Annotated in this window: 19 protein-coding genes and 1 riboswitch; of the genes, 7 read left to right on the top strand and 12 right to left on the bottom strand. The window is 67.7% G+C overall.

Annotation, left to right across the window (positions count from 1 at the left end):
• Window position 1 precedes the first annotated feature (1 nt).
• A complete protein-coding gene (locus JK358_RS01975; RefSeq protein WP_201942710.1) occupies window positions 2-1,969 on the bottom strand; it encodes a fumarate reductase/succinate dehydrogenase flavoprotein subunit in 1,968 nt (655 codons plus the stop codon).
• A 52-nt stretch (window positions 1,970-2,021) separates the two neighbouring features.
• Window positions 2,022-2,855, bottom strand: coding sequence for a succinate dehydrogenase subunit SdhC (gene sdhC / locus JK358_RS01970; protein WP_201942707.1), 834 nt, complete (start codon window positions 2,853-2,855; stop codon window positions 2,022-2,024).
• A 273-nt stretch (window positions 2,856-3,128) separates the two neighbouring features.
• Between sdhC and JK358_RS01965 the strand changes: the two genes are divergently transcribed.
• The gene (locus tag JK358_RS01965; RefSeq protein WP_232850578.1) at window positions 3,129-4,322 is read left to right on the top strand and encodes an RNA-guided endonuclease InsQ/TnpB family protein; all 1,194 of its coding nucleotides are present in this window, start codon (window positions 3,129-3,131) and stop codon (window positions 4,320-4,322) included.
• 368 nt (window positions 4,323-4,690) lie between these two features.
• On the opposite strand, the gene JK358_RS01960 is transcribed toward JK358_RS01965, so the two are convergent.
• From JK358_RS01960 to JK358_RS01950, 3 genes are all read right to left on the bottom strand, one after another.
• Entirely contained in the window at window positions 4,691-4,978 is a 288-nt protein-coding gene (locus JK358_RS01960) for an Rv0250c family protein (protein ID WP_201942701.1), read from the bottom strand.
• Window positions 4,979-5,134: 156 nt separating this feature from the next.
• Window positions 5,135-6,109 (bottom strand): alpha/beta fold hydrolase, encoded by a 975-nt coding sequence (locus JK358_RS01955; RefSeq protein WP_201942698.1) that lies wholly within the window; start codon window positions 6,107-6,109, stop codon window positions 5,135-5,137.
• Window positions 6,110-6,425: 316 nt separating this feature from the next.
• Entirely contained in the window at window positions 6,426-8,372 is a 1,947-nt protein-coding gene (locus JK358_RS01950) for an acyl-CoA dehydrogenase family protein (protein WP_201942693.1), read from the bottom strand.
• Between the two features lie 136 nt (window positions 8,373-8,508).
• On the opposite strand from JK358_RS01950, the gene JK358_RS01945 reads away from it, so the two are divergent.
• A complete protein-coding gene (locus JK358_RS01945) occupies window positions 8,509-9,390 on the top strand; it encodes a serine/threonine-protein kinase (RefSeq protein ID WP_201942691.1) in 882 nt (293 codons plus the stop codon).
• Here JK358_RS01945 and JK358_RS01940 read toward each other — a convergent pair.
• Window positions 9,387-10,571: an ATP-binding protein gene (locus JK358_RS01940; protein WP_201942688.1), complete on the bottom strand. Its 1,185-nt coding sequence runs from the start codon at window positions 10,569-10,571 to the stop codon at window positions 9,387-9,389. The genes JK358_RS01945 and JK358_RS01940 overlap by 4 nt on opposite strands.
• A gap of 160 nt (window positions 10,572-10,731) precedes the next feature.
• Here JK358_RS01940 and JK358_RS01935 point away from each other — a divergent pair, with 160 nt between their 5' ends.
• The 3 genes from JK358_RS01935 to JK358_RS01925 all read left to right on the top strand — a co-directional run bounded on the left by JK358_RS01935 (window position 10,732) and on the right by JK358_RS01925 (window position 12,501).
• Window positions 10,732-10,986 (top strand): hypothetical protein, encoded by a 255-nt coding sequence (locus tag JK358_RS01935; RefSeq protein WP_201942685.1) that lies wholly within the window; start codon window positions 10,732-10,734, stop codon window positions 10,984-10,986.
• Between the two features lie 240 nt (window positions 10,987-11,226).
• Window positions 11,227-11,388: riboswitch (cyclic di-AMP (ydaO/yuaA leader) on the top strand.
• A gap of 14 nt (window positions 11,389-11,402) precedes the next feature.
• A complete protein-coding gene (locus JK358_RS01930) occupies window positions 11,403-12,044 on the top strand; it encodes a C40 family peptidase (RefSeq protein WP_307817230.1) in 642 nt (213 codons plus the stop codon).
• 46 nt (window positions 12,045-12,090) lie between these two features.
• Complete coding sequence (locus tag JK358_RS01925) at window positions 12,091-12,501, top strand: RNA-binding S4 domain-containing protein (protein ID WP_201942683.1); 411 nt, start codon at window positions 12,091-12,093, stop codon at window positions 12,499-12,501.
• Window positions 12,502-12,546: 45 nt separating this feature from the next.
• On the opposite strand, the gene JK358_RS01920 is transcribed toward JK358_RS01925, so the two are convergent.
• The 5 genes from JK358_RS01920 to JK358_RS01900 form a co-directional block, all read right to left on the bottom strand.
• Window positions 12,547-13,674 (bottom strand): cation:proton antiporter, encoded by a 1,128-nt coding sequence (locus JK358_RS01920; RefSeq protein ID WP_201942680.1) that lies wholly within the window; start codon window positions 13,672-13,674, stop codon window positions 12,547-12,549.
• Window positions 13,671-14,060 (bottom strand): hypothetical protein, encoded by a 390-nt coding sequence (locus JK358_RS01915; RefSeq protein WP_201942677.1) that lies wholly within the window; start codon window positions 14,058-14,060, stop codon window positions 13,671-13,673. Before JK358_RS01915 ends, JK358_RS01920 begins: the two co-directional genes overlap by 4 nt.
• Window positions 14,061-14,109: 49 nt before the next feature.
• Window positions 14,110-16,557: an acyltransferase domain-containing protein gene (locus JK358_RS01910; protein WP_201942673.1), complete on the bottom strand. Its 2,448-nt coding sequence runs from the start codon at window positions 16,555-16,557 to the stop codon at window positions 14,110-14,112.
• A 168-nt stretch (window positions 16,558-16,725) separates the two neighbouring features.
• Window positions 16,726-16,896: a type II toxin-antitoxin system VapB family antitoxin gene (locus JK358_RS01905; protein ID WP_201942670.1), complete on the bottom strand. Its 171-nt coding sequence runs from the start codon at window positions 16,894-16,896 to the stop codon at window positions 16,726-16,728.
• A 167-nt stretch (window positions 16,897-17,063) separates the two neighbouring features.
• Window positions 17,064-18,038, bottom strand: a complete 975-nt coding sequence (locus JK358_RS01900; protein WP_201942667.1) for an NAD(P)H-dependent flavin oxidoreductase — start codon at window positions 18,036-18,038, stop codon at window positions 17,064-17,066.
• Window positions 18,039-18,327: 289 nt separating this feature from the next.
• Here JK358_RS01900 and fadD5 point away from each other — a divergent pair, with 289 nt between their 5' ends.
• Both fadD5 and JK358_RS01890 read left to right on the top strand, forming a co-directional pair.
• Window positions 18,328-19,890: a fatty-acid--CoA ligase FadD5 gene (gene fadD5 / locus JK358_RS01895; RefSeq protein ID WP_201942664.1), complete on the top strand. Its 1,563-nt coding sequence runs from the start codon at window positions 18,328-18,330 to the stop codon at window positions 19,888-19,890.
• A 99-nt stretch (window positions 19,891-19,989) separates the two neighbouring features.
• Window positions 19,990-20,586: a cysteine hydrolase family protein gene (locus tag JK358_RS01890; protein ID WP_201942661.1), complete on the top strand. Its 597-nt coding sequence runs from the start codon at window positions 19,990-19,992 to the stop codon at window positions 20,584-20,586.
• 3 nt (window positions 20,587-20,589) lie between these two features.
• Here JK358_RS01890 and JK358_RS01885 read toward each other — a convergent pair whose 3' ends face one another.
• Window positions 20,590-23,232, bottom strand: coding sequence for a lysylphosphatidylglycerol synthase transmembrane domain-containing protein (locus JK358_RS01885; protein WP_232850577.1), 2,643 nt, complete (start codon window positions 23,230-23,232; stop codon window positions 20,590-20,592).
• Window positions 23,233-23,380 lie beyond the last annotated feature (148 nt).

Here is a 23,380-nt window from a genome sequence, read left to right as displayed (position 1 = left end):
GCTACGCGTTCCCTTCGATATCGGCCGAGCCGCTCGGCGGTGCGACGGTCTTCTCGGCCTCACCGTGCAGGGCTTCGAGATCAGCAGGGCCGTAATACTTTTCGAGTTCCGAGAGATCGAACAGCTCCAGCAGTTCGCGGCGCATGGGCGGCTGCTCCTCCGGCGTCACCGTCACCGACGGCACCGAGAAGCCGATCTCGTCCTGGTCGATGCGGCACACCAGCAGCTTGTTACGCCAGGTGGAGTCCATCATCGGGAAGTCGTCGCGGGTGTGGCCGCCGCGACTCTCGGTGCGCTGCAACGCCGCCTGCGCCACGCACTCGCTGATGAGCAGCATGTTCTTCAGGTCGATGGCCAGATGCCAGCCCGGGTTGAACTGGCGGTGCCCCTCGACCTGAACGTGGTCGTAGCGCTCGCGCAGTTCCGACAGCCGCTCGATGGCCTGCTTCAGCTCGTGTTCCTTGCGGATGATGCCGACCAGATCGTTCATGGTCTGCTGCAGATCCATGTGCAGCGTGTACGGATTCTCCGACGGGCCCTCCGAGGGTGGATCGAACGCCGCCACAGCGCTTTTCGCCGCCGCCGCCAGATCCGTGTCGGAGATCTTGGGCCGTCCCGGCAGCTGCTCCACATAGGTGGCCGCGCCCAATCCGGCCCGCCGCCCGAACACCAGCAGATCCGACAACGAGTTGCCGCCGAGCCGGTTGGAGCCGTGCATACCGCCGGAACACTCACCGGCGGCGAACAATCCTGGCACGGTGGCCGCACCGGTATCCGGATCCACCTCGATGCCGCCCATGACGTAGTGGCAGGTCGGCCCGACCTCCATGGGCTCCTTGGTGATGTCCACATCCGCCAGCTCCTTGAACTGGTGGTGCATGGACGGCAGCCGCTTCACGATCTCCGCGGCGGGCAGGCGCGAGGCGATGTCCAGGTACACGCCGCCGTGCGGGGTGCCGCGACCCGCCTTCACCTCCTCGTTGATGGCGCGGGCGACCTCGTCGCGCGGCAGCAGATCCGGTGTGCGCCTTGCGGAGTCGTTGTCCTTCAGCCACTGATCGGCTTCCTCGATGCTCTCGGCGTACTGGCCCTTGAACACCGCGGGGATGTAGTTGAACATGAACCGCTCGCCCTCGGAGTTCTTGAGCACTCCGCCGTCACCGCGCACGCCCTCGGTGACGAGAATGCCCTTCACGCTGGGCGGCCAGACCATGCCGGTCGGATGGAACTGCAGGAACTCCATATTGATGAGCGAGGCCCCGGCGCGCAGCGCCAGCGCGTGGCCGTCACCGGTGTACTCCCAGGAGTTGGAGGTGACCTTGTAGGACTTGCCGATTCCGCCCGTGGCCAGCACGACGGCGGGCGTCTCGAAGAGGATGAACCGCCCCGACTCGCGCCAGTAGCCGAACGCGCCGGAGATCTTGTCGCCGTCCTTGAGCAATTCGGTGATGGTGCACTCGGCGAACACCTTGATGCGCGCCTCGTAATCGCCGGTCTGCTGGAAATCCTCCTGCTGCAGCGACACGATCTTCTGCTGCATGGTGCGGATGATCTCCAGCCCCGTGCGGTCGCCGACGTGCGCGAGCCGCGGGTAGGTGTGACCACCGAAGTTGCGCTGGCTGATCCGGCCGTCCTTGGTCCGATCGAACAGCGCCCCATAGGTTTCCAGTTCCCACACCCGGTCGGGAGCCTCCTGCGCGTGCAGCTCGGCCATGCGCCAGTTGTTGAGGAACTTGCCGCCCCGCATGGTGTCCTTGAAGTGGGTCTGCCAGCTGTCCTTCTCGTTGGCATTGCCCATGGCGGCCGCGCAGCCGCCCTCCGCCATGACGGTGTGCGCCTTTCCGAACAACGACTTGCACACCACCGCCACCGACAGCCCGTGCTCCCGGGCCTCGATGACCGCACGCAGGCCGGCGCCACCGGCGCCGATCACGACCACGTCGTACTTGTGCCGCTCGACTTCAGGCATGGAACCGAATACTCCTGACAGACAGTGTTTCTCGAAACACGGGAATTGAGGGTCAGCCGATGAACCGGAGGTCGCTGAGCTTGCCCGCCGCGACCAGTGCCACGTAGAGGTCGGTGAGCATCAGCGTGGCGAGGGTGGTCCAGGCCAACTGCATGTGGCGCGTGTTCAGCTTCGACACCACGGTCCAGAACCGGTAGCGCACCGGATGCTGCGAGAAGTGCTTGAGCCGCCCGCCCGCGATATGCCGGCAGGAGTGGCACGACAGCGTGTAAGCCCACAGCAACAGGACGTTGACGGTGATGATCAGCGAGCCGAGACCCATGCCGAATCCGCCGTCCTTGGCGTGGAAGGTGAGCGCCGCGTCGTAGGTGTTGATCACCGCGATGACGCACGCCGCGTAGAAGAAGTACCGGTGCGCGTTCTGGATGATCAGCGGAAGTTTGGTCTCCCCGGTGTATTTCGCGTGCGGCTCGGCCACCGCGCAGGCCGGCGGCGAGAACCAGACCGACCGGTAGTAGGCCTTGCGGTAGTAGTAGCAGGTGAGCCGGAACAGCAGCAGGAACGGCAACACCAGGAAGCCCAGCGGAATCCAGCTGGGCAGCTTGGGAATCGGCGTGCCGAAATGGCTCGAACCCGGGACGCACGAATCGCTCAGGCAGGGCGAATAGAACGGCGTCAGATAGTGGTAGTCGTTCACCCAGTAGTAGTCGCGCTGAAAGGATCTGACGGTCGCGTAGATCACGAACACGGCCAGTCCCAGCACCGTGATCAGCGGTGGCACCCACCACCGATCGGTGCGCAGCGTCTTGGCCGCGATCGCCGCGCGGCTCTTGCTGAATACCCCTGTGGCACCCGATTCGGGAGCCCTGGTCGGTGCGGCGCTCACTGGATGCCTCGCTGCTCTTTTCCGTGGTACGTCATCGTTACCTCCGGCATCGAATGTGATGGTGAGCACCTTACGACAGGGCAGCTATTACCCGACCCCGGTACCGCATTTTCGTAATCCAGTGATTTGCGCCACATGTGCGGCGGGTTGCTGTCGTTTGGTTTCCGTGGCGTACGGCTGGCAACACTCGGCATTCGAGACAATTGGGAGTGTCTACGTCAATCCGCTTGTGATCGAACGTATTTGCGATACGTGTGGCTAGTATTCGGCGTCATGGTCCGAAGCGATGACAGCCAGGTTGTTCGCTACACCTACCGTCTGCGCTGCTCCGTCACGGCGAGGGCGCGGTTGCTGGCTGAGTGGGACCGGTGCCGGTGGGTGTGGAACCGATGTGTTGCTGAATCTCGCGAGGCGTACCTGGCGTGCCAGCCCTGTGGGCCTGCTGGCTTGGACAAGAAGCTGACCAACTGGCGTGGTGAGCACGAATGGTTGCGTGCGGGGGCGTCGGTGCCGCAACAGCAGGCCATCCGGGACTTTGCGAAGTCCCGGGCAAAAGCGCTGGCGGACATCAAGTCTCAGCGTCCGACGCAGCAACGCGCGGGAATGCCGAAGTTCAAGAAGAAGGACTTGGCACCGCCTAGTTTGAATTACACGAAGCGCGGATTCCGGATAACGAACGGCCGCCTTCACTTGGCTGGAGGAATCGAGTTGGGACCGATCTGGTCTCGGGCGCTTCCTGCCCACCCGTCAAGTGCGCGCGTATACCGTGACACGCTCGGGGACTGGTACGTGTCGTTTGTCATCTCGGTGTCTGCAGACCGGCTGCCGGAGACCGGACGTGCGATCGGGATCGACTGGGGCGTAACAGAAACCGCGACGACGACCAGTCATATGCACGATCTTCCGCACTCGGAGCACGGCAAGAAGGCTGCGGTGGAACTGGCCCGCTACCAGCGGATGATGGCGCGCCGACGACCACCCAAGGGCCGCCCAGCGTCTAACCGATACAAGTATGCCAAGCGCTGTGCCGCTCAGGCGTACGCAAAGGTCGCGCGACAGCGTGCAGACGATGCTCGCAAATGGGCGAAACGTGTCGTGCGCGACTTCGACCGGATCGCTGTTGAGGATTTTCGACCGAAGTTCCTGACCAAGACGACCATGGCACGAAAGGCAGCGGATGCGGCAATCGCAGTTACGAAGACCGCTCTGATCGCGATGGGGCGTAAGCACGCGCGCGAGGTGAAGCTCGTGCATCCTGCGCACACGACCATGGACTGCGGCAAGTGCCTCGCGAGAACCAAGCACCGCTTACCGCTGTCCCAGCGCATATACAGCTGCACCGCATGCGGTTTCGTGTCCCCAAGGGACAAGAACTCCGCGCATGTGGTTCTGGCCAGGGCTGGTTTCAACCCTGCTGGTGTTGATTGCGGAAGTCCTGACCGCTCGCCGAGCGGCCAGGCGGCATGAGCCAGAAATCCCGGACCTTGCGCCGGGAGGATTCAATGCTGGATGCCTCGCTATCAGATGGCGTGGATTGACCAGCAGCCGAGACGAATACGGCCTCGCCGCGCTCCTACCCACACGCACCCGCTTCCACGGCTCCCGCCCGCCCCGCCGCTTCGGCCGCCACCGCGCCTGAAACGCGACCCGCCCCTGAACATGGACGAGAGGACAGGTGGCCGGGCCACCCGCCCTCTCGGGGGTGTAGGAGCCGAAGCTCCTGAGTTCGTGGTGCGGGCCACCCGCCACCCTCCACGGGGTTCGGCGCGCCCGCCCTTCTCGCTGCTGGGGGTTCGGGGGCGAAGCCCCTGAGAACCCCACAGAGTCTGGAGTTCTTACTTGGTGCGCGGCTTCGAGTGGAAGCCGAGGCCCTCGTCCTGGGCGCCCATCCAGGCGGCCTCGTCGGACTTGGAGTCGGGGACGTAGATGGTCTGCTGCTGCTTGCCGGGGGCGGCGGGTGGCGGGGTGTTCTCGAACTCGTCGGCGTCGATGACGAGCCGTTCGAGGTCGTTCTCCAAGCGGCGGACCGAATTCGCCTCGCCGTAGTGCGACCGCAGTGCGCTGACGCACTGCCGGAGCTGGCCGACCGCGTAGCGGAGTTCCGCAATCTCGCTGCGTGTCATCGAAACCTCCTCGAGCCGTGTGACAGACCACACATCGTGATCTACAACACAGTACGTGATCAGATCGGATCCGTCTCGTCCGAAATGAAATTGCGCTGGTAGAGGGCCTGTCCCTCAGGCTACTCGCGAGTCTTGCGACCCGCTTCCGATGCGCTTCTAGCCCGCGATCGCGTACTCCGGACCGCAGTCCGGGTCATGCCCCCGCAATCGCGCCAGCGCCCGGTCGACGAGGGAAACCACGGCCGCCGCGACCTCCTCGGCACGTTCGGCGATGACGCTGTGCCCGGCCCCGTCCAGCCGCACCAGCTCGGCGTCGTCGAGCTGCGAGGCCAGCACCACCGAATGCGCGAACGGGATCACGATGTCGGCCGACCCGTGCAGCACCAGTGCCGGAATCGCGCCCAGCCGGTGCAGGGTCGCCATCTCGTCGAAGCGGATGAGCGAGTCCAGGAACATGGCCATGGTCAGCAGTGAGGTGTCGTTGAGCAGGGTGGTCGCCACCGCCGCCAGCCGCGGGCTCACCTTGCGGGTGCCCTCCTCCACCTCCCGCATGAGCGGTTCGAAGATGCGGCGGCTGAGGTGCTTCGAGGCCTGCATGGCCCGCGGTGCGCGCCGCACCGCCATTTGCAGCGAGGTCACCGCGGGTGCGCTGAGGAAACGCCCGAGCCCGACCCGGGTCACGCTGTTGGCCGCGCCCGCGAGCAGGCCGACGCCGATCACCCGGCAGCCGATGGTCTCGGGGAAGAGCCGCGCGTAGGCCAGGATGGTCATCGCGCCCATCGAATGCCCGATCAGCACAACGGGTCCGGTGGGTGCGACGGCCCGCAGTACGGCGTCCATATCGTGGGCGAGGTGGTCGATGGTGTAGGTGGCGGGGTCGGCCGCGCCCGAATCCCCGTGTCCGCGATGGTCGTAGAAGACCAGGTGGATGTCGTCGCCCCAGTACCGGGTGAGGTGCCGCCGCAGCAGCTCCCAGGACTCGGTGCGCAGGCAGTGGCCGTGTGCGAAAACCACCGTGAGAGGCGCTTCGGGGGAACCGAATTCGCGTACCGCGATGGGGACACCGTCGTCCGCGAGGACGGTCCGGTGGGGATCGTTGTGGTCGGCAGGTCGGCGCATAGGCGTGGACATGACGTGCTCCTAGGAGTCCGTTCTTGCCCGGTTGTCGATTGATATTGCCACCGCGTTAACACCTCACACCTGCTGTTATGCACAAGTTGCGTAACTGGTGCCGGTGATCGATGTGCGGATCGTCAGCGGATTCTCGGGATGTCTCGCCACGGGGCTAGATGCCGCTAGATGTTTACGACAACGCGGCCATCTCGGTATTTCTAGCGAAATCTAGCGATTAAGCTAGAGACAAATAGATGTTGCTGACAACGGCGTCACGACACGGATCTGCCCCTGTCTAGCGTGACAGCTAGACAGGGGCAGATTTCGTCAGAGGCTAATCGGCGCGGGTCGACGGCAGGAACGGCCGCAGCAGGTTGTCCTCCTTGGACGGCCCGAACTCCCACTCCGAGATCCACGGCCCGGTGCCCTCACTCGGATCGAGCGCACCCTCCTCCAGGAACCGGTACCGCCCGTCGAGCACGCCGCGCGTCAGCTGCGTGTCGTATTCATCGGTATTGGCCCACAATCCGTCGAACAGCTGCTGCACCCGCAGCCGCGACTGCCGGCAGAACACCTCGGCCAGCTCTTCGGCGGCGATGCCGTCCGGACCGCCCTCGACCCGAAGCTGTTGCGCCCGAACGCAGGTCGCGGCCATGGCGAACAACTCCGCGCCGATGTCCACGATGCGGCCCAGGAAGCCCTGCTTGTACTCCAGCTTGGCCTGCCAGCGCGCCATGCCGTACATGAGCGCCCGCGCCTGCTTGCGCGACATCCGCTCCACGTAGCGCATATGCCGTGCGAGCGGGCCGAATTCGCTGTAGGTGACGGGTGCGGTGCCCGCGCCGACGGTCAACTGCGGGAACCACTTGGCGTAGAAGCCACTCGCGCCGACCGCCGCCTTGGCCTTGTCCTTGAGTTCGGCATTGCGATCCACCAGCGCACCGGCCGCGGACATGTGGGCATCGGCCATCTCGCGCGCGATGAGCAGTCGCATGATCTCGCTGGAGCCCTCGAAGATGCGGTTGATCCGCAGATCCCGCACCATCTGCTCGGCGCCGACGGCCCGTTCGCCGCGCGCCGCCAGGGAGGCCGCCGTCTCGTAACCCCGGCCGCCGCGCACCTGCACCAGCTCGTCGGCGATGGCGCAGGCCATCTCCGAGGCCCACAGTTTCGCCAGGGCGGCCTCGATCCGGATGTCGTTGCGGTTCTCGTCGCACATGGTGGCGGAGAGATCCAGCACCGACTCCAGCGCGAAAGTCGTTGCGGCGATGAAGGACAGCTTCGCGGCGACGGCCCCGTGCTCGCCGACCGGACGTCCCCACTGCACGCGGGTCGCGCTCCACTCGCGGCCGATCTTGAGCGACCACTTGGCCGCCGCCGTGCACATGGCCGGAATCGCGAGGCGTCCGGCATTGAGGGTGGTGAGCGCGATCTTCAGGCCGTCCCCTTCACGGCCCACCAGATTGCGCTTGGGCACGCGCACGTTGTGCATGCGGGTGACGCCGTTCTCGATTCCGCGCAGACCCATGAAGGCATTGCGGCGCTCCACCGTGATGCCGGGACTGTCGGCCTCGACGATGAAGGCGGAGATGCCGCCGCGATGGCCCTCGCTCTTGGGCACCCGCGCCATGACGACGAGCAGTTCGGCGACCACGCCGTTGGTGGTCCACAGCTTCACGCCGTTGAGTTCGTAGGCCTCGCCGTCGGCGGTCGGTGTCGCGGTGGAGGCCATGCGCGCCGGATCGGAACCCACATCGGGTTCGGTGAGCAGGAAGGCGCTCACCGCGCCTTTCGCGCAGCGCGGCAGGAACTCTCGCTTCTGCTCCGCGGTGCCGGCCAGTTTGAGCGGTTCCGGGACGCCGATGGACTGGTGCGCCGACAGCAGTACGCCGAGGCTGGCGTGTGCGGAGCCGACCAGCATGAGCGCCTTGTTGTAGCCGACCTGGGACAGGCCCACGCCGCCGTATTCGGGCGGGATCTTCAGGCCGAAGCAGCCGAGTTCGGCCAGGCCCTTGACGTATTCGTCGGGGATGCGGCCCTCGGCCTCGATGCGCTGGCCGTCGATGGTCTCGCAGAAGGAGCGCAGCTGGGTCAGGTACGCCTCGGTTGTGGCGGCATCCTCGGCGCTGGGGCGTGGGAAGGGATGGATGAGGTCGAGCCGGAAGCGGCCGAGGAACATCTCCTTCGCGAAGGATGGCTTGGCCCAAGTGGTTTCGCGGGATTCCTCTACCAGTGCCCGGGCCTGCTCTTCGGTGGCGTCGACTTTCGCGGTGGTCGCCATGGTGCTCCTCCTCGGAGGTGATGAGAATCACATTCGAGTGTAGGAGTCTTTGTTACCCATCGGTAGATGCTGGTCAAGATCGAAAAACATTGACAGCCAATGATCTTGGACCCCGCGGGTGCGACAGAATGGGGTCATGACACTGTTGCCCGGAGACACATTCGCGGGGTACACGATCTTGGATCGGCTGGCTTCCGGCGGGCTGAGCACCGTGTACAAGGCAGAGCGCCCGCGCGCGTCCGAGCCCGTCGCCCTCGAGGTGCTCGGCGAGAAATACAGCGCCGACCCGGAGTACCGGAAATACTTCGAACAGGTCGCCGACCGCCTTCGCGAACTGTCGCACCCGAATATCGTCACCGTGACCGACGCCGGATACGAAGCCGGATCGCTGTGGCTGGAAATGCGGCTCGTGGACGGGACCGATGTGGCGAGCGTGCTCGCGGGCTCCGGGCACGGCATGCGGGTCGAACGCGCGGCGCGCATCGTCAGCGAGGCCGCGACCGCACTGCACCACCTGCACGAAATCGGCGTGCTGCACGGCAATCTGACGCCCGCGCACATCCTCGTCACCGGGTCCGGCCCGACCGAGCAGGTGCGCGTCACCGATATCGGAATGCTCGGCGGCGCGGTCGACGGGGTCGAAACCCACTGGGCCACCGAGAATTCCGGCTACACCGCGCCGGAGGTGCTGGCCGGTGCGCCGCTCAGCGCGCGTTCGGACGTGTACTCGCTGGGCGCGATCTTCCACGCCCTGCTCTCCGGCCGCACCCCGCCGCCGCCCGCGCCCCGGCCCGATGTCGCGCCGCCGCCTCCGCCGCCCGGCGCGCCCTCGGGTGATCCGCTCAGTGGCTACGCCCCGGTTATCGCCAGGGCGCAAGCCGAGGATCCCGCGCAGCGCTACGCCACCCCGCGCGACTTCTCCGAGGCGATCCGGCTCAGCCTGCCCGGCCAGGGCGCGCCCACGGGTGGAAAGAAGGCGGGCGGCAAGGGAATTCGCGGCTGGTTCAAGCGCTCCTAGCTGACGCTGCGCAGATAGCGGCCGAAATGCGGGACGGTGAAACCGATCGTCCCGCGTTCGGCCGAGTAGATCAGGCCCTTCTTGATCAGGCCGTCGCGCGCGGGTGAGAGCGACGCCGGTTTGCGGCCGAGTTCGTTCGCGACGGCGGAGGTGGCGACGGGTCCGTCGTCACCGGACAGATCCGCCATGGCGCGCATGTACTCGCGTTCGGCCGGGGTCGCGCGCTCGTAGCGGGAGCCGAAGAATCCGACAGCCAGCTCTTCTTCGGCAACCGGCGCGGCGAGCTCCACGTCCTCGACCGTGATGGGGCTCTGCGCCGCCATGTCCCAGGTCGCCTTCCCGTACGCCTGCACGAAATACGGGTAGCCGTCGGCCTTTCGGTAGAGCGCCTGCAGCGCCTCCTCGCTGTACTTCACGTTCTCCCGGTCGGCCGGGGCGATGAGCGCCTGATCCGCCGAGCCGCGATCCAGGCGGTCGATGCGGTGGTAGGAGAACAGCCGCTCGGAGTAGGACTTGGAGGCCGACAGCACGGCGGGCAGATGCGGCAGGCCCGCACCCACCACGATGAGCGGCGCGGCGTCCTGGCTGAGTTCGTGGCAGGCGCCGCAGATGGCCGAGATGTCGGCCGCGCCCAGATCCTGCATCTCGTCGATGAACAGCGCGATCCCGACGCCGCCGCCCCGCGCCACCTGCGCGGCCTCCATGAGCAGCTCCACCAGATCGATCTCGATATCGCCGGAGTCGGCGCGGCCGGTCACCGCGGGTACGTCGATACCCGGGTTCCAGCGCTCCCGCATGCCCTTGTCCGCGGTGGCGCGCAACGCGAAAGCCTTGAGGATCCCCAGGAAATCGTCCACCTGCTCCGGATTGCGGTGTGCCACAGCGAGGGAGCGCACCGCCATGTGCAGCGCCGAGGCCAGCGGACGGCGCAGGTCCTGATCCGGGCGCGCCTCCAGCTTCCCGGTGCCCCAGCCCGCCGACCGGGCCGCGGAGCGAAGCTGATTGAGCAGCACGGTCTTTCCGACGCCGCGCAGGCCGGTGAGCATGACGCTGCGTTCCGGGCGGCTGCGCGCGATCCGCTCCAGCACGATGTCGAACGCGTCGAGCTGCTTGTCGCGGCCCGCGAGTTCGGGCGGACGCTGGCCGGCGCCGGGGGCGTACGGATTCCTCACGGGGTCCATGCAGGACAACCGTAGCGGGAGAATCGGGGATTATCAGGGCATCTACCGAGAGCCCTAGACAGGGTTATGGACAGCAATCAGTGGGCATACATGTCTGTTGTGTCCCTTGGGTTCTCTACCCTTATGTCGGGTTCGCGATTGTCGCCAGCGGAGGAGGGTCATGTCGGAGGAAGCTGCTGTGCCCACCGTCGCGGAGGTGGTCGAATCCTGGAACGTGCCGGACGAGGCGATCGTCGCCGCACGGATTCGCAACAACATCCTCGTCGCGATAGAACGCGGCTACGACGATCCGCAATTGGTAGCAGACCTGGCGGTCGGTCCTTTGGTAATGGCCCTGGGCAAGCTCGAGGTCGAACTCGCCGATGCCCGGCGGCGCATCGAGGAGCTGGAGCGTACGGTCGCCGGACCCGCCTGATCAGGCATTACCGCCCCGGGCGGCCTGGCGTGCGCGGATGCGAAGGTCTGGTTTCATAACGCTGAGATCGCCCACGTATACCGTCTCGTGATCCACCGTGCGGGACCGGATTTCGAGGGTCTGCCGGGCAGTTTGTGCCACGCCGCGACACACCCGCGCTGTGGGGTGGACAACATAGCGCCGTAGCCGTAATCTTCTCGTGACTTAGCGGAGTCTGTTGCTTCATCGGAGAGGCAGCCCGCGACGTTACCGCCTAATCGGAAGTGAGCAGCAAACTCGCTCCGAGCCGGGGACCCACTGTTCGTTGGGGTGAATCTCCCACGGCCACCTGGTCGTTGGAGTAGGGCCTACTTCCTGGCCCGAACCCGTCAGCTAACCCGGTCGGTGGTCAGGACAGGAAGATGGAGATAGGCGCGGTGGGTAAGCACAGCTTGCAAAAGGAATCTCGGCTCCCGAATTCCGTGAAGGGCGCCATCGTCATGGGTGCGATGGCCGCAACGACGACAGGCGCGTTCCCGGCGGTCACCGCCACGGCCGCGACCGTCGACATCCCGGGCATCGGCAAGTTCGACGTGCCCGACCAGTTCGCCCCGCAGGTCGACCAGTTCAACCAGGCGGTCAAGAACGTCGCCCCCAACGGCTTCCAGGCCGGCAACCCGGGCAACCAGTGGCAGCTGCCGGAAATCCAGAACCCGTTCGAGCAGAAGCCCTCCGGCCCCGCCAACATCGCGCTCGCCGCCGCCGAGACCAAGGTCGGCGCACAGTACTCCTGGGGCGCCTCCGGCCCCTACTCCTTCGACTGCTCCGGCCTCGTTCAGTGGGCCTACAAGCAGGCCGGAGTCGAGTTGCCCCGCACCAGCTTCGAGCAGTCGCACGTGGGCGCTCCCGTCGCCTTCGAGGACCTGCAGCCCGGCGACATCGTCATCACCAACGGCGGCGGTCACGTCGGCATCTACGCCGGCGACAACCAGCTGCTGAACGCCGTCCAGTCCGGCACCCCCGTCTCCTACACCCCGCTCCGCCCCGACCAGGTCGTCACCGCCCGCCGCGTCGTGTAGTCAGGTCCGAGCGCGCCCTGCGAGGGGTTGCACCTATAGTTGGGCGGTGGCTTCCGCCCCGCAGAACTTCCCATCTTCCAGCCAACCGGCCCAGGCCCGCGTCGATTCGTGGGTGTGGGCCGTTCGGCTTTTCAAGACCAGATCCGCCGCCGCCACGGCCTGCCGGGCCGGACATGTGCGGGTCAACGGGGTCGCGGTGAAAGCCGCGCACAGTCTCAAGCCGGGTGACGAAATCCGGGTCCGCGTCAACGGATTGGAACGCATCGTCATCGTCGAGCGGCTGATCACCAAGCGCGTCGGCGCGCCCGTGGCCGCCCAGTGCATGATCGACAAGAGCCCGCCGCCACCCGACCCGCAGCTGGTCGCCGCGCAACCGCGGCGCGATCGCGGCTCGGGCCGCCCCACCAAACGCGAACGCCGCGAAACCGATCGCCTGCTGGGCCGTGACGGGGACTGAATCCGCGTCCTCGGCCGAATCCGGCACGCGCCGTGGATGATCCGGTCAGGCGTTCGCCTTCGCGGCCCGGGTCGTGGCCCAGGCCGTCGCCGCCACGGTGACCAGCGCGCCCAGCATAAGCGCCGCCGGTTCGCCCGGCTCCAGCACGTGCAGCTGGGTGCCCACGGTGACCGCCGCGACCGGAACGCCGATCTGCGCGGACGCCATGACACCGTAGGCAATCGGCTGTCGGGTGAACCGCATCAGGATGTGGGCCAGCACCGCCGCCGCACCGAGCGCCACGCCCAGCAGCATCAGCCACGGATGCTCGCCGAACTCGCGCAGGTTCAGCCGCGCGCCCAGCCACACGAAGAACAGCGGCGCGAGGAATCCGTCACTGATGGCGAACAGCTGCTTGGCCACCCGGCGCGGCTCCCCGACCGCCGCCACCGCCAGCCCGAAGGCGAAGCCCGCCAGCATGATCGACACATGGGTGGTGGTGGCCAACGCCACCAGGGCGAACAGCAGCGCGAGACTGATCCGCAGCTCCAGCGCGAAGTTCCGCTCCTCGGAGATCCGGTGCGCCCGCTGCCGCAAGCCGGACGAATTCAGGTAGTGCAGCACGAAATACAGTCCGGCCGCCGCGGCCGTGACGGCCACCGCGCCCAGCGCGGCCCGCGCCGCGTTGCCGGGATCGATCACCAGCGGCAGTGCCACCACACACGCGGTATCCGCGATCGCGACCTGAGCGGTCAACTGCAGCACGGACTTTCCGCTCAATCCCTGCCCGTCGATGATCGGCAGCACCAGCGCCGCCGACGACGAGGCGATCAGCACCGCGTACAGCGCCCCGTGCCCGGTTCCGAAGGCCACGGCCAGCGCCTGCCCCAGTACCATCGCCAGCACGCCCACCACCGCCGCGCGGATCGCCCCGATCCCCAGCGCCGCCCGGATCGACGCGTCCCGGATCGGCACGTGCGTGCCCGCCACGAACATGACCACCGCGAACCCGACATCCGCCAGAAAGGTGAACGTCGGATCCTCCGGATGCAGAATCCCGAATCCGGTGCTGCCGAACACGATTCCCGCAACCAGCTCACCCAGGATGACGGGCAGATGCCAGGACTGCCGCCAGGCCAGCAGCGGCCCGAGCAGTCCCAGCGCGACGATCAGCGCGAGCGTACCGAAACTCACGGCAGCGCAGCGATTTTCACCGGAATCTGAATGTTCTCATCCGCGTAGTGGATGGCGCACACCCGGTGGTACCCGTCCGCGATGGTCGCGGGCACCCCCGTCCGGAAATCGCCCCGCACCACCAGGATCGGCGACAGCGCCTTCCCCGCGACGATCTTCTCCAGATCCCGCCGCACATAGGGATTGTTCGCATCGGCGAGCGCCAGCCCCGAGGCCCGCAGAATATCCTTCGCCTTCTTCTTCACCACCGGAGCCTTCAACAGCTCCTCCACCACCGTATTCGCCACATCCGGCCCGGCGAGCAACTCCAGATAATCCTTGGCGGCCGGATAGTCGTGCGCGTCCGGCTCGTCCTTCCACTTCACCTCGACCTTGGGATCCGCCATCCCGCAAGCATGACCGCCCCGGCGGACCGCGCGGTCCCGACACGCGCACTCACGGCTCCACCACCGCGAAGTCCAGCGCATCGACCGAGGTCAGCTCGACGAGGGCGGCCGACGTCCCGGGTGACGGCTCGTCGTCGGCGTACACGACCCCTCGGATATCCGACCCGCAATCGCGAATATCCTGCAGCGCCTCGGCCAGATCGAGCGCATCGGCGATATCGCACCGCACCAGCACGATCCGATCCTCCATACCGTCCAGCGGCGGCGGCAGCGGCCGGAGCGTGCGCGTCAGCACCACGATGTCCTGCGCGCCCGCGTCGATCAGCCAGCGCACGGCGAGCGCGGCGCGCGAACCCAGATCTCCCGCGACCACGTAGGTGCACTCCGCGCGAATCGACACCTTCGGGAACTTCGGCAGCGGCAGGTCACGCCGCCAGCGCCGCGGCGGGGGCGCGGCGGTCAACGGGCCGAGCGCCGTCCAGTCGATGTCCCGCCCCGCCAGGTAGAGCCGCCCCACCGCGCGCAGGAAGGTCGCCGCCTCGTCGGTGCGGGAGGACGCCGCGCAGGTGGTTTCCCGGAAGCCGATGTGCTCGCGCACCATCCGGGTGAGGACCGGATGCGGGGCGATCTCCAGCACCGTCGAAATGCCTTCCACCGCAGCGAGTTCCAGGGCCGCCGACAACTCCACCGGTCCGGCCGCGTTCGCGCCCCAGTACGCCGCGTCGAACACCGTCGGCCGGTGTCCGTTGGTCGGCGGGCTCATCGGAGAATCACCGTTGCGGGCGGGTGCGAGCACCATGCTGCGGTGCGTGGTGGAGTAAACCGGAATATCCGGGGTGTCCGGTGAAATGCCCTGCAGCTCTTCGATCAATGTCGGCGCGAGGGCGCGAATCGTGGGGAGATGCGGCATCGTGGCGGTGGTCCCCGGGGCCGCGTCGGCTACCCGCTGGGCGAAGATGGCCCGGCGGTGCGCGCGGCGGACCAGGGCGTCGATGTAGCGGGGCTCGCCCGAGACCGTGACCGAGCGGGGCCCGTCGATGGCCGCCACGCCCACGGCGGACCGCATGGGTTCGACCAGTCGCATGGCCTCGGCCGGGGTGGCCTCCAGCACGGCGGCCGCGCCGCGTTCGCGCACCCGGGTGAGCATGACGCCGCGCGCCACCACGATTCGCGCGCCGTCGGCCGGCGACAGCGCGCCGCTCACGACCGCGCCCGCGATCTCGCCGACACCGTGGCCGGCGATTCCGTCGGGCCGGATCCCCCACGAACCCAGTAGCTCCGCCAGCGCCACCTGGAAGGCGAACAGCGCGGGCTGCGTGAAATCCGCGCCGCCGTCGAGCGGACCGAATCCGTTGCGGGGCGTCCAGACTCGCGGGCCGCCCGCCTCCGCGATCGCATCCGCCGCCGTTGTCAGTGCCGCCGCGAACACCGGATACCGTGCGGCCAGCGCACGCCCCATCCGCGGATGCTCCCCGCCGCCGGAGAACAGGAACAGCACCCGCCCGCCACCATTCGCGGTGACCACCTCGTCTGCCGACAGCGCACGCAATTGCCTTGCGGCGTCGGCACGATCGCGCGCCAGCACGGTGGCCCGCGCCGCCTCCGGCACCAGTCTGCCGACGGCCGCGGCGAACTCACGCAGGTTCCGAAACTCATGGAGCCGCCCGGCCCAGTCGGCCGCGAGTTCCCGCACCGCCCCGGCGTCGCGGCCGCTGATCGGGATCAGGACCGGCGGCTCGTCGCCACGGTCGCCCGGGGGGCCGACACCGCCCGCCCTGCCAGACCGATCGGTGGCACATGCGCCGCGCGCACCATTTCGCGACGGATCCGTTCCGTTCTGTTCGGCGCTCTCGCGATTCCGTGGTGAGTTCTGACCGGCCCATTCGGCGCTGTTGTCCGGATGTGCGCGATTGCCGGGATGTGGGTCCGCGGCGCGGCGGTCCGAGGTGGCGCGCAGCGGGATGTGGAGGTGGGCCGGGGTGCCGAAACCGAGGCCCTGGCCGTCGATTTCGGCGTAGGCGCGGGTGCGGGTGCGGGCGATGTCGGAGGTGCGCTGCAGGATGAGGATCGTGCAGGTGCCGTCGACGGCAGCCAGCTCGATGCCTGAAATGTCCGGGGGGAGAGTCAGATCGGCGCCACCGGCCAGGGCGAAGGGGATGGATCGGTCGGCCAGCAGGCGGACGGCGGTGTCCACCGCGGTCAGCGGGGAGGTGCGGCCGCTGTCCACCAGCAGGCTGGGGCCGTGCAGGTCGAGGGCGCGGGACAGATGCTGGGCGGGGTTCGCGGCGCCGGCGCCGGAGGCGGCGAAGACCACGGCCGCGTGCGAACCGCGGGCCAGGCAGCCCAGGCCGGAGTCGTCCAGGGCCTGCACCGCCAGTTCGAGACTGGTGCGCTGGCGGGTGTCCAGGTCGGCTGCCTGACGGTCGGTGAGACCGAACCAGGCGTTGTCGAAGACCGTCGCGCCCGGGTGGCGGCAGGCGGCACCGACGATCGACACACGCGGGAAGGGTGTGGGATCGGTCGATGAGGTCGTACTCTGCCGCACAGGAAAGCCCTCCCGTGTCCAGCGCCGCCGGTTCGCCGAGGTACCTCCGGCGATTCTGCCAAGATTTCGGCTCGGCCAGAAGGGCTTTCGCGCGGCGGGGTCGCGACCCGCCGCTCCGGGCTACGACGCGGCCGTGCGCGCGTGCAGCGGGACGTCGTAATCGGCGGAGGTCGCGTGCGCGGTGAAGAACCGCAATGCGAGATTCACTGCGTCCTGTTCGCTGTGAACTCCGGAGATGGCCATGGTCCGCCGCAGCGCCGCATCGTCGAGATAGATTCGAGTGATTGCCATTTCGGCCACCTCCGCCACGTTCTCGGTAGGGCAAGCATGACGGATGCGGCGCGGCGCGCGGGCGGAATCGATAACCGACCTCACAACTTCCGGACGAATACGGTGAAAACGCCCCGATACCAGAGGTATTGGGGCGCTTTACGTCCGGTTTACCGGAATTTGGCTTCTCAGACGAGCATGTCGCCCAGGCGCGACTTGATGATCGCCTCGGCCTCGGACACCATGCGCGACACCAGTTCCGCACAGGTCGGGATGTCGTCGATCAGACCCTGGACCTGACCCGCCGACCAGATGCCCGCGTCCAGATCGCCCTCTTCGAACACGCGGCGACCGCGCGCACCGGCGACCAGATCCTTCACGTCCTCGAACGTGCCGCCCGCCTTCTCGATCTCGACGACCTTGCGGCTGATCTCGTTGTCCGCCACGCGCGCCGTGTTGTGCAGGGTGCGGAAGATGAGCTGGGTGGCACGCTCGGTGTTCGCGACGATCTGCTCCTTGACCGTCTGGTGGATCGCCGACTCCTGGGTGCACATGAAGCGGGTGCCCATGTTCACGCCGTCCGCGCCCAGCGCCAGCGCGGCCACCAGGCCGCGCGCGTCGGCGATACCGCCGGAGGCGATCACCGGGATGTCGAGCACCTGGGTGGCGGCCGGGATCAGGATCAGGCCGGGGACGTCGTCCTCGCCCGGGTGGCCGGCGCATTCGAAGCCGTCGATGCTGACGCCGTCGACGCCGATCTTCTGCGCCTTCAGCGCGTGCCGGACCGAGGTGCACTTGTGCAGCACCTTGATTCCGGCCTCCTTGTAGTACGGGAGGAACGGCTCGGGGTTGCTGCCCGCGGTCTCGACGATCTTCACGCCGGAGTCGATGATCGCCTTGGCGTACTCCTGGTACGGCGGCGGGTTGATCGACGGCAGGATCGTCACGTTCACGCCGAACGGCTTGTCGGTGAGCTCGCGCGCCTTGTCGATCTCGCGGCGCAGATCGTCCGGGGTGGGCTGGGTGAGGGCGGTGATGATGCCCAGACCGCCGGCCTCGGAGACGGCGGCGGCGAGCTCGGCGCGGCCGACCCACATCATGCCGCCCTGCACGATCGGGTGCTCGACCCCGAACGCCTCGGTGAACCTGGTACGCAGCGCCATCGCCTGCCCCTTTCCCTTCCCTTGGAACTGGGCTCGATACTCGCATAGTTGCATATGGGGTTCAACCCTCATGTGAGCCGGAGTTTGCACCTGTGGGAGCGGCGTCACCACCGTTCTGGGGATAACTTCGCGTGGTCCGGACCAGTCGGAAGATCGTTTTGCGCCCTCTGAACTGGGATGTGAATGAATGACAAAAACTGGGCAGAACCTTCTCTGTAACCCTTGTCACCATAAAAAGTTAGTTGGTATTCTCGCGCTCAACCAGCATTGCCGCTCGAGAGGACACCGCATGTTCCAGCCGCTTGACGAGCCGATCCGCTCGCGGCGCAACCACTGGGTCAACCAGATCGCCACGCATGCGGCCATGCGGCCGGACACCGTCGCCTTCCGATACAAGGGCGTCGACACCACCTGGAAGCAGCTGCACGACCGCTCGGAGAAGTTCGCCGACGCGCTGTCCCGCCGAGGGGTCGGGTTCGGCGATCGGGTGGCGATTCTCGCGCTCAACCACGTCGAGTACATCGAGGCCGTCATGGGCGCGAACGCCCTCGGCGCCATCGCGGTCCCGGTGAACTTCCGGCTCACCCCGCCCGAGGTCGGCTACATCCTGACCGACTCCGGTGCGAAGGCGATCGTCACCGACTCGCTGCTGCAGCCGCTGGCCGTCGGCGTCTCCGCGCAGGTGCCGGGCCTGGACACCGTCATCGTCATCAACGGGCAGACCGGCGACGGCGTCCTCGGCTACGACGACCTCCTCGCCGAGGACGGCGAAGCCCATGCGCCGCTGGACATTCCGGAGGACACCCCCTGCCTGATCATGTACACCTCGGGCACCACCGGCAGCCCCAAGGGCGCGGTGCTCTCGCACGCGAACATGACCGCCCAGGGCCTCACCTGTATCCGCGCCATGGAGATCACCCCCGACTCCGTCGGCTTCTGCACCTCGCCGCTGTTCCACATCGCGGGCCTGGGCAGCCTCACCCCGTACTTCCTGCTCGGCGGCACCACCGTCCTGCATCCGCTGGGCGCGTTCAACGCCACCGAATGGCTCGACGCCGTGGAGGCCGAGCAGGCCACCACCGCGTTCTGCGTACCCGCGCAGTGGCAGATGATCTGCGAGGACCCGACCGTCAAGACCCGCAAGCTGGCCCTGCGCTCACTGTGCTGGGGTGCGGCCCCGGCCTCGGACAGCGTGCTGCGCGCCATGGCGGAGTGCTTCCCCGAGGCGTTCAACGTCGCCGTGTTCGGGCAGACCGAACTCTCGCCCATCACCTGCGTTCTGGAGGGCAAGGACGCGCTGGCCAAGCTCGGCTCGGTCGGCAAGCCCATCCCGACCCTGCAGGTGCGGGTCGTCGACGACGAGATGAACGATGTCGCGCCCGGCGAGGTCGGCGAGATCGTCTACCGCGGACCGACTCTCATGCAGGGCTACTGGAACAAGCCCGAGGCCACCGCGGAGGCTTTCGCGGGCGGCTGGTTCCACTCCGGCGACCTGGTGAAGCAGGATGCCGACGGCTTCGTGTGGGTGGTGGACCGCAAGAAGGACATGATCATCTCCGGCGGTGAGAACATCTACTGCGCCGAGGTGGAGAACGTGCTGTTCTCGCACCCCAAGATTCACGAGGCCGCCGTCATCGGCCGCGCGCACGAGAAGTGGGGCGAGGTCCCGGTCGCCGTGGTCGCGCTGCTGCCCGGCGAGGAGCTCACCCTCGCGGAGCTCGAACCGTTCCTCAACGAGAGCCTGGCCCGCTACAAGCACCCCAAGGAGCTGGTCGTGGTGAGCGAACTGCCGCGCAACGCCAGCGGCAAGGTGCTGAAGGTGGACCTGCGCAAGGACTTCGCCGTCTCCTGAACCGGTTCCCGCCGCGAAACCGCCCGTCGCACCCTGCATGCGGCGGGTGGTTTCGTCGAAATGCCGTGTGGGCGAGCGGTTCCAGAGCAGGATGAGGCCATGAGTTCCGAGCGCAGTGCCGTTCTCGCCTTGCACTGGCAGGTCAATGTCGTCCGGCCCGAAGGATTCTTCGGGCCCATGCTCGCCGCACCCGTCGCCGCGAGCGGCGTGGTGGGGCGAGCGGTCACGTTCCACGAGCAGATGCTGGCCGCCGGGGTGCCGGTGATCTTCACGCGCTTCACCGTCCCGGAGGGTGAGGGCGCACTGGTCCGCAATACCGGCTTCATGCGCGCGGTCGCCGAGTCGCAGGCCGCCTTCCGGCCGGATTCCCCCGGCGCGCAGATCATTCCGGAGATGGCCGGGCAGGCCGCGGCGGGTCTGGTGTTCGACAATCAGCGGCTGTCCGGTCTGGCCGGGTCGGCGCTGCCCGACTGGCTGCACGGGCACGGCATCGACACCCTGCTGATCACCGGGGTGGCCACCCATCTCACCGTCGAGCAGACCGCGCGCCACGGCACCGATCTCGGCTTCTACGTGCATCCGATCACCGACTGCGTGGCGACCGTCAGCGAGCAGGTGCAGGAAGCCGCCCTCGCCAACCTCGAATTGACCACCGAGGGTTGCCTTTTCGCGAAGCAGGCGGTCGAACGGCGGTAGCGCTCAGATCATGTCCTTGCGGGTCAGCCAGCGCATGATCGGCCAGCCGCAGAACACCGGCAGCCAGCAGGTCAGCACCCGGTAGAGCAGCACCGCGGGCACCGCGATGCTCGCGGCCACGCCGAACGCGGCCAGACCACCGATGAGCGCCGCCTCCACCGCGCCCACGCCACCCGGTGTCGGCGCGGCCGAGGCCAGCGTGCCGCCGATCATGGTGACAATGGTGACGGTCACGAAAGTCGCACTGCTGCCGAAGGCTTCGATACTCGCCCACAGCGCGAGGGCCTTGCCCAGGGTGGTGATGGCGCAGCCGCCGACGATCATGGCCAGCCGTCCCGGGCTGCGGCCCAGGTCCTTCAGCTGGCCGAGCACGTCGGCCAGCTGCGGGCGCACCTCGGTGAGCAGCCACTTGCGCACCTTCGGAATGAACATGGTCGCGCCCGCCAGACCGACCACCAGGCCCACGACGAGGTACAGCACGGTCGCATTCGGCACGAAATGCGACAGGTCGGTCGAAACACCCGCTGCCACACTGAAGAACAGCAGCAGCACCAGGTGCGTGACCACCTGCACCGTCTGCTGCAGCGCCACCGCCGCCGTGGCCCGCACCGCGCCCAGCCCCGACTTCTGCAGGAAGCGCACGCTCAGTGCCAGACCGCCGACGCCGGCCGGCGTGGTGGTCGCGGCGAAGGTGTTCGCCACCTGCATGTACAGCAGATTCTTGAAGTTCACCAACTCGGAGGCGCACGCCCACAACGCCATTGCCGCACCGACATACGTCAGTGCCGACACCGCCAGTCCGAGCAGCGCGTACCACCAGTTGGCGGTGCGCAATTCGGTGAAGAAGGTCGGCACCGCGCTGATGTACGGGTACGCCACGTACACCAGGCCGATCAGCAGCACCAGCTGGATGATCTGATTGCGCGAGAACCGGGTGATCTGCGCGGCCTCGATCTTGTCCTGACCGGTCTGCGCCGCCACCTCCGCGCGCGTGGCCTTCATCAGGTCGCCCGCGTCGGGCACCGAATTGCGCACGGCCGCGGGGATGGCCGATTTGGTGAGCCGCCGGGACGCGGCCAGCACCGACTGCCTCCCCAGGACCTCGATGGCCGTGCGCACCGCCGTCGACGTTCCGAACAGCGCCGCCGTCGACAGCAGCAACTGCGCGATATCGGACTCGAAACGCGTGTCGTAGGAACCGAATTCGGATTGGATGAACCCGCCGAACCGGGCCTCGCCGTCCACGATCCGAATCTCCTCGGCCCGCAGTTCGCCGTGCGAGATCTGCGCCTGGTGCATGGCGTGCACGGACCGCCACACCTGTTCCAGTTCCGGCTCGCCGTCCTGGGCCGACAGCGGCCGGCCCTGGGGCACGGTGTGCGCGTACAGCATCCAGCCGCGATTCAGCGCCGCGACGGTGAGCGGTTTGTTGCTGCTCAGCCCCAGATCACTGATGGCGATGCCCATCAGCGCGCGATGCTCCACCGCGCGGCGCATGGACGCGAACAGGGCCGGATACTCGCCGCTGCGAATGGTCAGCCAGCGCCGCAGGGCCTGCAGCGCACCGCGACTGCGCTGATTCGCGCCGTACAGTTCGACGATCAGCTCGTCCTCGGGCGGCGTGATGGGCGCGAGATCGATGGGGCCGGAAGGGTGTTCGGATTCCGGCGGCCCGCCGTCCCCGGTTTTCAGCAGCGCCACGGGCCGGGCCGAACCCGGCACGGGCTGCGCCTGTTTCGTTCCGGCCGAACCGCTCGCGCGTACCGCCGAGGCGGGGACGCTCGCGCCGACCGGTTCCCGGGCTCCGCCCCCGTTCGCCGTCCCGGCGGCGTGCTCCCGCGCCTTCGACGGCGCGGCGCCCGCTTCGGGATCCACCCGCTGCGTCGGGGTGGTGCTGGCCGAAAGGGTCAGCGGCCCACGGCCACCCGGGCGCACCACGCGGAAGGCATTGACCCGGTAGCCGCGCTTGGCCAGTACGCGCACCGCCGCGTCGAGCGGAACCTCCAGCGCGGGCGTGCCGACCACGAGCACGATGACCGCGCCCACGAACCAGCCCGCCACCAGGCCCAGCAGGGCGCGGGCGGGCACCACGAGACTCACCACGAGATGGATGGGCACGAAGGCCAGCAGCAGCGTCCACCACCAGCGTCGCCAGCGCGCGGGCAGCCACGGGCTGGCCACGGTCAGCATGGCCGCCAGCATGGCGATCCAGCGCGGATCGTCCAGGAACTGCGACAGAAAGGTGTTGACCTGCTGTGGCTCCGACAGATGCCAGCGCGGCGCGTTCAATCCGGCCGGGGTGATGGAGAACAGCAGCACGGCGATCAGGCCCGCCGCGAGGAAGCCGCCCAGCAGCTTCCACTGCCGCTCCCACACCGTGCGCACCAGGATGGCGAACGGCAGGGCCAGGATGCCGATGCCGTACAGGATGTACACCAGGTTGGACTGTTCGGGCGTCAGGAATCCGACGATGTCGGACACCGACTTCTCCAGGGCCTCCCACTGCGGGCGGGTGATCAGCGAACCGGCGATCACGATCGCGACCATGAGCGCGGACAGCACGACACGCAGAATGTCGCTGGTCCGCCTGATCCGCGGCTGCAGCAGACTGCCGGAGACGGGGATCTCCCGTCCGTCGACTCGCATGTCCTATGGGCGCTTTCGGATCGTGGGAACGGGAACGGTCCCATGCTCGGTTCGGAAGTGGTACGCCGGTTACCGTAACCCGTCTCGGCCGGACAGTGGGACGAGCCTGCCTCCGTGCGCTGTCCGGCGTGTCCTCCCATGATTGTGC

The sequence above is a fragment of the Nocardia acididurans genome (assembly GCF_016741815.1).
In the GTDB taxonomy this organism is placed as follows: Bacteria; Actinomycetota; Actinomycetes; order Mycobacteriales; family Mycobacteriaceae; genus Nocardia; species Nocardia acididurans.
This window is presented reverse-complemented; position numbering and strand designations above follow the sequence as displayed.

What these genes read in the sequence shown, in the direction of transcription:
- JK358_RS01975 (WP_201942710.1), bottom strand. Translation starts at nt 1,969, where the DNA reads ATGCCTGAAGTCGAGCGGCACAAGTACGACGTGGTCGTGATCGGCGCC.
- JK358_RS01965 (WP_232850578.1), top strand. Translation starts at nt 3,129, where the DNA reads ATGGTCCGAAGCGATGACAGCCAGGTTGTTCGCTACACCTACCGTCTG.
- JK358_RS01960 (WP_201942701.1), bottom strand. Translation starts at nt 4,978, where the DNA reads ATGACACGCAGCGAGATTGCGGAACTCCGCTACGCGGTCGGCCAGCTC.
- JK358_RS01955 (WP_201942698.1), bottom strand. Translation starts at nt 6,109, where the DNA reads ATGTCCACGCCTATGCGCCGACCTGCCGACCACAACGATCCCCACCGG.
- JK358_RS01950 (WP_201942693.1), bottom strand. Translation starts at nt 8,372, where the DNA reads ATGGCGACCACCGCGAAAGTCGACGCCACCGAAGAGCAGGCCCGGGCA.
- JK358_RS01945 (WP_201942691.1), top strand. Translation starts at nt 8,509, where the DNA reads ATGACACTGTTGCCCGGAGACACATTCGCGGGGTACACGATCTTGGAT.
- JK358_RS01940 (WP_201942688.1), bottom strand. Translation starts at nt 10,571, where the DNA reads ATGGACCCCGTGAGGAATCCGTACGCCCCCGGCGCCGGCCAGCGTCCG.
- JK358_RS01935 (WP_201942685.1), top strand. Translation starts at nt 10,732, where the DNA reads ATGTCGGAGGAAGCTGCTGTGCCCACCGTCGCGGAGGTGGTCGAATCC.
- JK358_RS01915 (WP_201942677.1), bottom strand. Translation starts at nt 14,060, where the DNA reads ATGGCGGATCCCAAGGTCGAGGTGAAGTGGAAGGACGAGCCGGACGCG.
- JK358_RS01905 (WP_201942670.1), bottom strand. Translation starts at nt 16,896, where the DNA reads ATGGCAATCACTCGAATCTATCTCGACGATGCGGCGCTGCGGCGGACC.
- JK358_RS01900 (WP_201942667.1), bottom strand. Translation starts at nt 18,038, where the DNA reads ATGGCGCTGCGTACCAGGTTCACCGAGGCGTTCGGGGTCGAGCACCCG.
- fadD5 (WP_201942664.1), top strand. Translation starts at nt 18,328, where the DNA reads ATGTTCCAGCCGCTTGACGAGCCGATCCGCTCGCGGCGCAACCACTGG.
- JK358_RS01890 (WP_201942661.1), top strand. Translation starts at nt 19,990, where the DNA reads ATGAGTTCCGAGCGCAGTGCCGTTCTCGCCTTGCACTGGCAGGTCAAT.
- JK358_RS01885 (WP_232850577.1), bottom strand. Translation starts at nt 23,232, where the DNA reads ATGCGAGTCGACGGACGGGAGATCCCCGTCTCCGGCAGTCTGCTGCAG.